The 9,901-nt window shown below is 72.7% G+C and carries 10 protein-coding genes; 7 read left to right on the top strand and 3 right to left on the bottom strand.

The features are described from left to right. Positions 1-144 precede the first annotated feature (144 nt). Positions 145-885, bottom strand: a complete 741-nt coding sequence (locus UO65_RS08655; protein WP_035280434.1) for a DUF72 domain-containing protein — start codon at positions 883-885, stop codon at positions 145-147. Positions 886-1,105: 220 nt separating this feature from the next. Between UO65_RS08655 and UO65_RS08650 the strand changes: the two genes are divergently transcribed. The 7 genes from UO65_RS08650 to UO65_RS08620 all read left to right on the top strand — a co-directional run bounded on the left by UO65_RS08650 (position 1,106) and on the right by UO65_RS08620 (position 7,910). After that, positions 1,106-2,173 carry a histidine kinase gene (locus tag UO65_RS08650; protein ID WP_084175401.1) on the top strand — a complete coding sequence of 356 codons (1,068 nt, stop codon included), beginning with the start codon at positions 1,106-1,108 and terminating at the stop codon, positions 2,171-2,173. After that, positions 2,173-2,952 carry a LytR/AlgR family response regulator transcription factor gene (locus UO65_RS08645; RefSeq protein ID WP_035280432.1) on the top strand — a complete coding sequence of 260 codons (780 nt, stop codon included), beginning with the start codon at positions 2,173-2,175 and terminating at the stop codon, positions 2,950-2,952. The genes UO65_RS08650 and UO65_RS08645 overlap by 1 nt, the downstream gene beginning before the upstream one ends. Before the next feature lie 4 nt (positions 2,953-2,956). After that, a complete protein-coding gene (locus UO65_RS08640; RefSeq protein ID WP_035280430.1) occupies positions 2,957-3,307 on the top strand; it encodes a hypothetical protein in 351 nt (116 codons plus the stop codon). A 34-nt stretch (positions 3,308-3,341) separates the two neighbouring features. After that, complete coding sequence (locus UO65_RS08635; protein WP_035280428.1) at positions 3,342-5,126, top strand: sodium/solute symporter; 1,785 nt, start codon at positions 3,342-3,344, stop codon at positions 5,124-5,126. 62 nt (positions 5,127-5,188) lie between these two features. After that, positions 5,189-5,539 carry a DUF485 domain-containing protein gene (locus tag UO65_RS08630; protein WP_035280426.1) on the top strand — a complete coding sequence of 117 codons (351 nt, stop codon included), beginning with the start codon at positions 5,189-5,191 and terminating at the stop codon, positions 5,537-5,539. Continuing rightward, positions 5,536-7,140: a solute symporter family protein gene (locus UO65_RS08625; protein WP_035280425.1), complete on the top strand. Its 1,605-nt coding sequence runs from the start codon at positions 5,536-5,538 to the stop codon at positions 7,138-7,140. The genes UO65_RS08630 and UO65_RS08625 overlap by 4 nt, the downstream gene beginning before the upstream one ends. Positions 7,141-7,232: 92 nt before the next feature. Beyond that, a complete protein-coding gene (locus UO65_RS08620; protein WP_052020916.1) occupies positions 7,233-7,910 on the top strand; it encodes an HNH endonuclease family protein in 678 nt (225 codons plus the stop codon). Between the two features lie 73 nt (positions 7,911-7,983). On the opposite strand, the gene UO65_RS08615 is transcribed toward UO65_RS08620, so the two are convergent. Together UO65_RS08615 and UO65_RS08610 are read right to left on the bottom strand one after the other, a co-directional pair. After that, entirely contained in the window at positions 7,984-8,697 is a 714-nt protein-coding gene (locus UO65_RS08615) for a S1 family peptidase (RefSeq protein WP_035280424.1), read from the bottom strand. A 213-nt stretch (positions 8,698-8,910) separates the two neighbouring features. After that, entirely contained in the window at positions 8,911-9,477 is a 567-nt protein-coding gene (locus UO65_RS08610; RefSeq protein WP_035280422.1) for a snapalysin family zinc-dependent metalloprotease, read from the bottom strand. Between the last annotated feature and the right edge of the window lie 424 nt (positions 9,478-9,901).

The raw sequence follows: 9,901 nt of genomic DNA, 5'->3' as shown, positions 1-9,901 counted from the left end.
ACACATCCACCCAGCCGGGCACCCACGACAAACGACCGGGCTTTGCGGGACACAAGCACGGCCGAGCACCCCCACCCACCCGGCACCCCCACCAAACCCCCAGGCTCTGAGACAAGTCCCAGCGCGACCGGGACACAACCCCGGTCACACCGGGTCCGGTTCGCCCTTGACCAGGCGGCTCAGTTCCACGGCGTTGGTCGGGGCGTGCCCGCTCATCGTGTTGTCGAGGTAGACGTACACGTCGAGGTCGGCCGACCAGGTGTGGATGGCCGCCGCCCACTTGCGCAGGGTCTCCGGGGGGTAGTCGCCGGTGTAAAGGGTCTTCGGGCCGTGCAGGCGGGCGTAGGCGAAGTCGGCCGTCAGCTCCGTGAGCAGCGGGAAGCGGCCCGCCGAGTCGGCCACCACCGAGGCCACCCCGTGGTCGCGGAGCAAGTCGAAGTAGCGGTCGTCCTGGAAGCTGGGGTGGCGGGCCTCGATCGCGTGCCGCACCGGGGGCAGCAGGTCCAGGAAGGCGGCGACGGTGTCGCGGTCGAAGGCCAGGGTGGGTGGGAGTTGCCACAGCAGCGGCCCGAGCTTGTCGCCCAGTTCCGCGACGCCGGAGTCCAGGAAGGCGGTGAGGGCTTCGCCGGGGTCGCGCAGCCGCAGGGTGTGCGTGACGACCTTGGGGCCCTTGACGGCGAGGACGAAGTCCGCCGGGGTGCGGTCGCGCCAGGAGCGGAACACGTGCGGGCCGCGCAGGCCGTAGAAGGTGCCGTTCACCTCAACCGAGTTGAGGCGGGCCGCGAGGTGTTCGAGTTCCTTGCCCCGGCGCAGCGTCGACGGGTAGAAGCCGCCGCGCCACTCGGGGTAGGTCCAGCCGGAGGTGCCGATCCTGATCTCTGCCATCCCCGGCTGCGTACCCCGCTGATGATCACTCGAAACGGTGAGCGGCCGACACGCCCCGATCGGGTACCGATCTGCCTCGCCATTGCTCGCGACCTGGCACAACACCACCATCCACAAAGGGCACCCGCGCCGCCGCAGCACCGAGCGTGCCGGATTGTCACCTGTTCGCACCCCCACTCGGGTCTTAACATCTACGGAACCGACCCCGGGGGAGCCCATCGTGACCGTGCCCGAGCAGCGCGCCGCCGCGCGGTCGCGGCTGCCGTGGGTGCGGACCGACCCCGCCTCGGTGCTCGGCACGGCCCGCCGCATCGCCGACGACCTGGCCGACGGCCTGTCCGGGGCCGGGGTGCGGGCGGCGGCCAGGGCCGTGCGCAGGCTCCTCGACGCCGACGCCGTCGGGCTGGCCGACCTGTCCGGCGAACCGGTCTGGTCCGGCCGCACCCCGGACGGTTCCCGCTGGGCGGAGCTGGTCGAGGCGGCCCGGCAGGGGGAGGCGAGGGCCGGGCGCCCGCCGCTGGTCGCGGTGCCGCTGCACGTGCACGACGAGGTCGCCGGGGCGCTGGTGGTGGCCGGTGCGGTCCGGGTGGGGGCGGTCCGCGAGGTGGCCGACTGGGTCGCCGCCGCCGTGGAGCGGGCGCGGCTGGAGGCCTCCGCCGAGCAGGCCGCGCAGGCGGAGCTGCGGGCGCTGCGGGCGGAGATCTCCCCGCACTTCGTCTACAACGCGCTCACCGTCATCTCCTCGCTGGTGCACTCCGACCCCGACCGGGCGCACGAGCTGATCCTCGACTTCGCCGACTTCAACCGCTACAGCCTCTCCGGGCACGGCGAGTACACCACCGTCGCCGACGAGTTCCACGCCATCGAGACCTACCTGGCCCTGCAGCGCGCCGTGCTCGGCGACCGGCTGCGGGTGCAGGTGCGCGTCGCCCCCGAGGTGCTGGCCGTGGCGATCCCGTACCTGGTGCTGCAACCGCTGGTGGAGAACGCCGTGCGCCACGGCGTCGAACCGCGCGGGGTCGGCGGGCTGGTGCAGGTGCGCGGTGAGGCCGAGGGCGCCGACTGCCTGATCTCGATCGAGGACGACGGCGCGGGGATGGCGCCCGCGCACGCCGAGGCCGTCCTCGCCGGGCGCGGCCCGTCCGGCAGCGTCGGGCTGGCCAACGTGGACCGGCGGCTGCGCGAGGTCTACGGCCCGTGGTACGGGCTGGTGGTCGAGACCGCCGAGGGCGCGGGCACCCGCGTCCTGGTGCGGATGCCGATGTTCTCCCCGGGGGTGATGCCGTGATGGGTGCCGGGCTGCGGGTGCTCGCCGTCGACGACGTGCGGGCCGCGCTCGACGAGCTGTGCAGGCTGCTGCGGGCCGCGCCGGAGGTGGCCGAGGTCCGCGCGGCGGGCGACGCGCTGGGCGCGCTGCGCAGCATCCAGGCCGACCCGCCGGACGCGGTGTTCCTCGACATCTCCATGCCCGGCCTCAGCGGCCTGGAGCTGGCGTCGCTGCTGGCCAGGCTCAGCGAACCCCCGGTGATCGTCTTCGTCACCGCCCACGAGGGCCACGCCGTGTCCGCCTTCGGCATCGGCGCCGTCGACTACCTGCTCAAACCCGTCCGCGCCGAGCGCCTGGCCGACGCCCTGGCCAGGGTCGGGCGCATGGTCGCCACCCGCACCGCCGTCCCGGCCCCGCGCACCGAGCCGAGCACCCCCGACACCATGCCCGCCCTCCCGGTCGAGGCCGAGGGCCGCACCCGCTACGTCCGCCGCGGCGAGGTCCGCTTCGCCGAGGCCCACGGCGACTACGTCCGCCTGCACACCCCCACCGGCGCCCACCCGGTCCGCATCCCCATCTCCCGCCTGCAGGAGTACTGGGAGGACTTCGGCTTCTCCCGGGTCCACCGCGGCTACCTGCTGGCCCTCGACGCCGTCCGCGAGCTGCGCAGCGACTCCGTGGGCGGGATGCTCGCCCACACCGACGTCGGCGACGTCCCGGTCAGCCGCCGCTGCGTCCGCCCGCTGCGCGAGCGCCTGCTGCTCGCCGCCCGCCGGGGTGAACTCGGCAGGCGGGCCTGAGCGGGTGACCCAGCAGCGCCGCGTGGCGGTGACCAGCCCGCAGACCCGCCTCGCCCACGCCCGCCGCCGCGCGCACACCGCGTGGCGGCCGTCCGCGCTCGACCCGGCGGACGCCGAGCGGGCGCTGCGCGTGTTCGCCGCCCAGCGGCGTCGGGCCGCGGTGGCCGTGGCGGCGCTGGGCGCGCTGGTGTTCGGCCTGCCGGTGCTGCTGGGCGCGCTGCCGGTGCTCGCGGAGGTCCGCCTGCTGGGCATCCCGGTGGCGTGGCCCGCGCTGGTCCTGGTGCCGTTCCCGGCGATGGTGTGGTTGGCCCGCTGGCACCTGCGCCACGCCGAACGGGTCGAGGACCGGCCGTGACGCCGGGGCGCCGGGACCAGCGCCGGGCGGTGCGGTGATCGCGGTCTTCGCCGTGGCACCGGTCGTGCTCGTCACGCTGCTGGTGGGGTTGCGCGGGGTGGCGGCGATGCGGACCACGTCGGACTTCCTGGTCGCCTCGCGCCGGGTCTCGCCGCTGGTGAACTCGGCCGCGGTGTCGGGGGAGTACCTGTCGGCGGCGTCGTTCCTCGGGGTGGCCGGGCTGGTGGTCAAGGACGGCGTCGGGTCGCTGTGGTACCCGGTCGGGTTCACCGCCGGGTACGTGGCGATGCTGGTGCTGGTGGCCGCGCCGATGCGCCGGTCGGGGGCGGTGACCGTGCCGGACTTCGCCGAGGCGCGGCTGGCGTCGCGGCCGCTGCGGGTGCTCAGCGCCGTGGTGGTGCTGGTCATCGCCGGGCTCTACCTGGTGCCCCAGTTCCGCACCGCGGGGTTGGTGCTCAGCGTCGTCAGCGGCACCCCGTACTGGGTGGGGGTGGTGATCGCCGCCGCCGTCGTCAGCGTCACCCTCGCCGTGGGCGGCATGCGCGCGGCCACCTACGTACAGGCGTTCCAGTTCTGCTTCAAGCTGGTGCTGTTCATCGTCCCGGCGATCTGGCTGCTGCTCTCCGTCGGACCGCAGGTGCGCCACGACGCGGTGCACCCGGTGGAGTTCACCCACTTCACCCGCGACACCACTGTCTCCTTCGGACTCGAAGTCACCCTGGAGGTCCGCGAACCCCTCACCGTCGGCACGCCGGATGGGTCGCGCACCTACCCGCCGGGAGACCTGCGGGTCACCGCCGGGCAGACCCTGGTGTTCCCGGAGGGGGCGGCGGTGCCGGGGGTGCGCGGCGGCGCGGCGCCCGGGGGCGCGGACTGGCGGCGACCGCTGCTGCACCTGGGCGAGGAGGGGTACCCGCTGCTGACCACCTGGGCCATCCTGCTCGCCACGGTGCTCGGCACGATGGGCCTGCCGCACGTGCTCATGCGCTTCCACACCAGCCCCGACGGCCGCGCCGCCCGCCGCACCGCGGCCATCACCGTCGGGCTGCTCAGCGTCTTCTACCTCTTCCCCGGGGTCTACGGGCTGCTCGGCGCGGTGCTCGTCCCGCAACTGCACCTCAGCGGCGCCACCGACACCGCCGTCGTCGCGCTGCCCGCGCAGGTCGACGCGGGCACCACCGGGGCGGTGTTCACCACGCTGCTCACCGCGGGCGCCTTCGCCGCGTTCCTGGCCACCTCGCTCGGGCTGCTCCTCGTCGTCGCCGGGGCCATCTCGCACGACCTGGTGCCCGGGGGCGTGGGCAGGCTGCGGTTCACCGTGGTGGCCGCCGCCGCGGTCGTGGTGCTGCTCGCCCTGCCGTCCGCCCGGATCGACGTCGGCGTCCTGGTCACCTGGGGGTTCACCGTCGCCGCGGCCACCTTCTGCCCGCTGCTCGTGCTCGGGGTGTGGTGGTCGCGGCTCACCGCCGCGGGCGCCATCGCCGGGGTCACCGCCGGGCTGCTGGCCACCTCCGGGGGCATCGTGGCGTCCCTGTTCGGACCGCCCGCGCACGGGTGGTTGGCCATCCTGATCGCCCAGCCCGCGCCGTGGGCGGTGCCGCTGGCCTTCGCCACCATGATCGGGGTGTCGCTGCTGGGCAGGCCGCCGCCCTGGGCCGCCGCGGCCATGCTGCGCCTGCACCTGGTCGAGCGCGGCAGCCGGACCACCAGCACACCATCACCCGAACGAGAGCTTGACGGACGTGACCTGGGCCACTCGTCGTGGGCCACCCGCCGCTCGTCAGCCGTTCGTCGTGTGACACGACGGTTGAGCCGCTGACCGTTCACCGTCCGTGCGTCCCTCCCTAGCCTCTCCGGCGAAACCCTGTGCGAGGAGGCACCATGAGTTCGACCGAACGGCCACCGGACGAGCGGGACTGGTCGGAGGTCCAGTCCAGCGCGGAGTTCGTGGAGCTGCGCAGGCGACTACGCGTCTTCGTGTTCCCGATGACCGGGTTCTTCCTGCTCTGGTACCTGGTCTACGTGCTGCTCGCCGACTACGCCCACGGCTTCATGGCGACCAAGGTCTTCGGCAACGTCAACGTCGGGCTCATCCTCGGCCTGCTCCAGTTCGCCTCCACCTTCGTCATCACCGGCGTCTACGTCCGCTACGCCAACCGCAAGCTCGACCCGCTGGCCACCAAGCTGCGCGAGGACATCGAGGGCGCGACCCCCGCCGGAGGTGCCGGATGACCCTCGCCCAAAGCGTGGAGGGCAACAACCCCGCGCTCAACATCGGCATCTTCGCCGCGTTCGTGGTCATCACCCTGGTCGTCGTGTTCCGGGCCAGCCGCAACACCAAGTCCGCCTCGGACTACTACGCCGCGGGCCGGGCGTTCACCGGCCCGCAGAACGGCATCGCCATCGCGGGCGACTACCTGTCCGCCGCGTCGTTCCTCGGCATCGCGGGCGCCATCGCGGTCAACGGCTACGACGGCTTCCTCTACTCGATCGGCTTCCTCGTCGCCTGGCTGGTGGCGCTGCTGCTGGTCGCCGAACTGCTGCGCAACACCGGCAAGTTCACCATGGGCGACGTCCTCGCGTTCCGGATGAAGCAGCGCCCGGTCCGGGCCGCGGCGGCCACGTCCACGCTCATCGTGTCCTTCTTCTACCTGCTGGCGCAGATGGCGGGGGCGGGCGGTCTGGTCGCGCTGCTGCTCGGCGTCACCGGCACCGGCGCCCAGGCACTGGTCATCGCCGTCGTCGGCGTGATCATGATCGTGTACGTGCTGGTCGGCGGCATGAAGGGCACCACGTGGGTGCAGATCATCAAGGCCGCGCTGCTCATCGCGGGCGCCCTGGTGATGACCCTGTGGGTGCTCGCCAAGTACGGCTTCAACCTCTCCTCGCTGCTGCAGGGCGCGGTCGACAAGGCGGGCGCGGTCGGCGAGAAGCTGCTCAGCCCCGGCAAGCAGTACGGCGCCACCGGCACCAGCAAGCTCGACTTCCTGTCCCTGGGCATCGCGCTGGTCCTGGGCACCGCGGGCCTGCCGCACGTGCTGATGCGCTTCTACACCGTGCCCACCGCCCGCGAGGCCCGCCGCTCGGTGGTCTGGGCGATCGGGCTGATCGGCGTGTTCTACCTGTTCACGCTGGTCCTCGGCTACGGCGCGGGCGCCCTGGTGGGCCCGGACACGATCAGCAAGGCACCCGGCGGGGTCAACTCGGCCGCGCCGCTGCTGGCCCAGGCCCTCGGCGGGCCGGTGCTGCTCGGGCTGATCGCCGCGATCGCCTTCGCCACCATCCTGGCCGTGGTCGCCGGGCTGACGATCACCGCGTCGGCCTCCTTCGCCCACGACGTCTACGCCAACGTCATCCGCCGCGGCAAGACCACCCCGGCCGCGGAGGTGCGGGTCGCCCGGATCACCGCGGTCGTCATCGGCGCGGTCGCCATCGCGGGCGGCATCCTCGCCAACGGGCAGAACGTCGCCTTCCTGGTGGCGCTCGCCTTCGCCGTGGCGGCCTCGGCGAACCTGCCGACGATCCTGTACTCGCTGTTCTGGAAGCGGTTCAACACCCGCGGCGCGCTGTGGAGCATCTACGGCGGGCTGATCTCCTCGATCGTGCTCATCGTGTTCTCCCCGGCGGTCTCCGGCACCGCCAAGTCGATGATCACCAGCGTGGACTTCCACTGGTTCCCGCTGCAGAACCCGGGCATCATCTCGATCCCGGCGGGCTTCCTGCTCGGCTGGCTGGGCACGGTCCTGTCCAAGGAGCGCGACCCGGGCAAGCAGGCCGAGATGGAGGTGCGCGCCCTGACCGGGGTCGGCGCGGAGAAGGCCGTGGCGCACTAGGCCACCGCTGGTCGAGCAGCGGCAACGGGCTTCCGCCGGTCGGCGGAAGCCCGTTCGCTTGTCCGGCGGGGGTGCCCCGACCACGGGACGCTATGCAGGTGAACGTGCATAGATGCATTCCCGTGGTCCTGCTGGCGCTGCTCACCCTGGCCGGGTGCAAGGTGCCCATCGGCACCGAGGACGCGGCCCCTGCATCTCCCACCTCCGCACCCCCGGCCGCCCCCGCCGCCTCCGGCGACCGCGCGGCCCTGATGGCGCAACTCGGCGCGGCCAAGCCCGAGGACACCGGCGCCCACTACAACCGCGATGACTGGGGCGACTGGGCCTACGACCCCAAGACCAAGTGCAACACCCGCGAACAGGTCCTCGCCCGCGACGGCCAGGGCGTGGCCGTGGACTCCCAGTGCCGACCCACCTGCCCGACCACCGCCTGCTGGACCAGCCGCTACGACGGGGTCCAGGCCAAGGACGCCGCCGACCTCCAGATCGACCACATCGTCCCCATCGCCGAGGCCAACCGCTCCGGCGCCCGCGGCTGGAGCGCCGAGCAGCGCAACGCCTACTACAACGACATGACCAACCTGGTCGCCGTCTCCGCCAGGTCGAACGGCCAGAAGAGCGACAGCGACCCGGCGCAATGGCGCCCCACCGACGCCTACTCCTGCGAGTACGCGACCGCCTACACCACCGTCAAGGTCAAGTACCACCTCACGGCGGACGACCGCGAAATCGCGGCCCTCAACGCCATGCTCAACACCTGCCCGCGCTGACCGGGAAGACGAAGAGCGGGGGCCCGGCGAACCGGACCCCCGCTCCCGCGACGGATCAGTGCGAGCCGCGGGATCAGACGCCCGCGATCGACCGAATCCACGAGCGGTAGGTGGTCACGTTGGTGTAGTTCGTGACCGTGGCGCGGTCACTGGTGGAGGCCACGCCGACCTGGCGGCCGTTGCCGAACATCGGACCACCGGAGTCACCGCCCGCGGTGATGCCGTTGACCCGGGTCGCCTGCACCGCGACGCCGTTGTAGGCGTCCCGGGCGTTGGTGCTGCGCACGCTGACCGTGGCCACCTTCAGGTAGCGCGACTGGCAGTTGATCTCCGGCTGGTTGGTGCAGGTGGCACCCCAGCCGTAGACCTGCACGTTCTGCCCCACCCGCACGTCGGTCGAGGTGCCCAGCGGCGCGTAGGTGGCCGAGACGCTGCGGTCGAGGTAGGCGATCGCCAGGTCCGAGGCCGAGTGGCGGTAGATCGTGGCCGCGTTGGCCAGGGTGCCGCCGCTGGTCTGGTCCAGGCTGCCGATCCGGAAGCTGATCGTCCCGCTGGCCACGCAGTGCTTCGCGGTGAGCACGTAGCGCGGGGCGATGATCGTCGCCGAGCACGACTGCTGCCCGTTGGAGAACAGCCGGGCCGCCCACGGGGCGTTGGAGGCGGTGCCGCCGCCGATGATCGTCGGGGTCAGCACCGGGTCGGACGGCGGGGCGGGGGCGGCCAGCGCGGCGGGGGCGCCGACGACCAGCGCGGCCAGCGAGAGGGCAGCGACCAACAAACGCTTCATGAGGGGAGTTCTCGATTCTGCGGTCGGAACCGCGCAGGGTGGAATCGGGAATGCGCCGACCGGTGGGACGACCGGCCGAACGCCCCTCCACCATTTCACCGCAATCCGGGAGCCCGCAAGGACCACTCGTTCCCAGTCATCCACAGCGCCCACCACCCGCGAACGACGACGGCCGCGCCCCGGGCGGGGCGCGGCCGTCGGGGTGGTGCCGGGTCAGGCGGCGTCGACCAGGATCGTCGTCCGCGCGGGCTGTGCGACGAGGGCCGAGGCGTAGTTGCGCTGGACCTGGGCGCGCTCGGTGGCGTTGGGCAGGGCGTTGGCGCAACTGACCGGGGCCGAGCTGCCGGACATCAGGTCCGAGCACAGACCGGTGCGGCGGTCGGGGAGCCCGAGGCTGTGGCCGAACTCGTGGGTGATGATCCGGACGACGTTGTAGCCGTCGTTCACCGCCTCCCGGCCGAACCAGACCGTGCCCGAGCCGGTGGGGCGGACCGGACCGAGGGTGGCGCGGGGCCAGCCGTTGTCGGCGATCACCCGGATGTTGACCCGCTGGCCGGAGGCCGCCTTGACGAGGCGGACGTTGGTGACCGACGCGTTCCAGTTGGCGGCGCCCTGGGCCACGGCGGACTTGAACTCGGCCGCCAGGCTGTCGTCGTAGGTGAGGGTGACGACCGCGGCGGGGGCGGGCGCGGGGGCCGCCGAGGCGGGGGCGGCTCCGGCGATCACCCCGGCTCCCACGGCCAGGGCGGTGGTCACCAGGGCGAACGTGCGTCTGAACATGGGGGTCCTCCTCGTGTGCGGCCCACCTCGTGGGCGGACCGACCGGCTGCGACCTGGCGCGAGTGCGCACCGTGACTACCTCTACTCGGGGAGTAGTCCGATTCCGGGGCAGAAGTGACCGCGATCACAAACATTGACTTTCCCAGGGTGTCCAGGGGTCATAAGTGAACGGCAGGTGTCGGTACATGCCGGTTGATCAGCGGAAACAGGCCGTCCGGGGCCGTCGGAGGGGTTCGGCGCCCGGAGCGGTGCGCACAGGCTCGCGGGCGGATGGGCCGCGTGGAGAACCATTGGGCCACAACGGTTTCCGCGCCCAAACGGGCCGACCGGAGGCTTTGGGGGACCCCCGATTTGATCCCCGGTTTGGCGCCGTGTAACTTTATCCAAGTCAGAGCGACACGGGCCGGGAAAACAACCGGAACGA

This window comes from Actinokineospora spheciospongiae (genome assembly GCF_000564855.1).
Classification (GTDB): Bacteria; Actinomycetota; Actinomycetes; order Mycobacteriales; family Pseudonocardiaceae; genus Actinokineospora; species Actinokineospora spheciospongiae.
This window is presented reverse-complemented; position numbering and strand designations above follow the sequence as displayed.

Bases quoted from the DNA above. Each gene is read 5' to 3' on its own strand.
- UO65_RS08655 (WP_035280434.1), bottom strand. From the start codon at position 885: ATGGCAGAGATCAGGATCGGCACCTCCGGCTGGACCTACCCCGAGTGG.
- UO65_RS08645 (WP_035280432.1), top strand. From the start codon at position 2,173: ATGGGTGCCGGGCTGCGGGTGCTCGCCGTCGACGACGTGCGGGCCGCG.
- UO65_RS08630 (WP_035280426.1), top strand. From the start codon at position 5,189: ATGAGTTCGACCGAACGGCCACCGGACGAGCGGGACTGGTCGGAGGTC.
- UO65_RS08625 (WP_035280425.1), top strand. From the start codon at position 5,536: ATGACCCTCGCCCAAAGCGTGGAGGGCAACAACCCCGCGCTCAACATC.
- UO65_RS08620 (WP_052020916.1), top strand. From the start codon at position 7,233: ATGCAGGTGAACGTGCATAGATGCATTCCCGTGGTCCTGCTGGCGCTG.
- UO65_RS08615 (WP_035280424.1), bottom strand. From the start codon at position 8,697: ATGAAGCGTTTGTTGGTCGCTGCCCTCTCGCTGGCCGCGCTGGTCGTC.
- UO65_RS08610 (WP_035280422.1), bottom strand. From the start codon at position 9,477: ATGTTCAGACGCACGTTCGCCCTGGTGACCACCGCCCTGGCCGTGGGA.